Here is a 907-nt window from a genome sequence, read left to right as displayed (position 1 = left end):
CTTTGTCTATCGATGCGATTCAAGCTTTATTGGAACCTGACCTTACGCCTACCAGGGCAGTGTTTCGCTCCGTATTGCAAGAAATTGAGGAAGACTACAAAGGTCGTGGTGTTGAGTTGGTTGAGTTTTCTGGCGCTTATCGCTTTCAGTCCCGGCCTTCAATGAGCGAGTGGGTACAGCGTTTATGGGAAGAACGACCTCAAAAGTATTCCAGAGCACTTTTGGAAACATTGGCCTTGATTGCCTATCGCCAACCGATTACGCGTGGCGATATTGAAGAAGTTCGGGGGGTTGCAGTCAGCTCTACCATAATGAAGACCCTGCTAGAAAGAAATTGGGTGCGAGTTGTGGGTCATCGCGAGGTTCCCGGTCGACCAGCAATTTATGCAACGACCAAGCATTTTCTTTCCTATTTCAACCTAAGCAGCCTTGATGACCTGCCAACCTTGGCCGAAATTCGAGATATTGAGCTAATTTCCAAAGAATTAAATGCACAATTAGAGCTAGTCGGCACCGAAGATGAGTCAGTAAAACAGGACGATTAGCTCTATATAAGGAAGGCTCTATATGCTTATTCCGAAATTCCCGTTAAATTACTGACCTTAGTTAAACTTTCTAGATACTCTTCTTTACAGTTTGAGTCGTGAACGATTCCGCCGCCGCCCCAGCAATGTAATTTATTTCCCGAATGCACAATGGTTCGAATAAGTATATTACTGTCAAAATTTCCATTTCCATTTAGATAAAAAATTGAACCGCAATAGGCGTCTCTGCCGGAGCCTTCTAACTCATTAATAATTTCCATTGACCTAATTTTAGGAGCTCCCGTAATAGACCCACCTGGAAAACAGGCAAAAAATGCATCTAATTCGGTAACATCCTTCCTAAGCCTCCCTTTTATATGGCT

2 protein-coding genes are annotated in these 907 nt (G+C 43.6%); one reads left to right on the top strand and one right to left on the bottom strand.

The window, feature by feature from the left end; genetic code table 11:
* On the top strand, positions 1-545 hold a 545-nt coding region (gene scpB / locus A3757_RS00485; protein ID WP_156506061.1), incomplete at its 5' end, for an SMC-Scp complex subunit ScpB.
* 26 nt (positions 546-571) lie between these two features.
* On the opposite strand, the gene A3757_RS00480 is transcribed toward scpB, so the two are convergent.
* A partial coding sequence (locus A3757_RS00480) for a chorismate-binding protein (protein WP_197469604.1) occupies positions 572-907 on the bottom strand: 336 nt, incomplete at its 5' end.

Source organism: Oleiphilus sp. HI0117, from assembly GCF_001635235.1.
This window is presented reverse-complemented; position numbering and strand designations above follow the sequence as displayed.